Raw genomic sequence first — 278 nt, forward strand, 5'->3', positions numbered from 1 at the left:
GTTTGCAGGCAGACCGGTATGAGGCGGAATATATGCGTCACCTTCACCAATAAATTCATTAGTTCCGGCCAGCAGATTATAAATTTTTATGGTCCGTGGTTGTTCACTCATTCTGAATGCCATTATGCAAGCCTCACAATATAGTTAAATGCAATGTTTTTGACGGTGTTTTCCGCGTTACCCGCAGCGTTAACGGTGATGGTGTGTCCGTGTGAACCAATACTGAAAGAATGGGCATGAGCACCGATAACAACCGGATGCTGGTGCGCACCAATACC

The 278-nt window shown here is 45.7% G+C and carries 1 pseudogene; it reads right to left on the reverse strand.

The features are described 5' to 3' along the window. Positions 1-123 (reverse strand): annotated as a pseudogene (locus tag MTCD1_RS21575) (tail fiber assembly protein); the annotation flags it as partial. Positions 124-278 lie beyond the last annotated feature (155 nt).

The organism is Colwellia marinimaniae, assembly GCF_002207865.1.
GTDB lineage: Bacteria > Pseudomonadota > Gammaproteobacteria > Enterobacterales > Alteromonadaceae > Colwellia > Colwellia marinimaniae.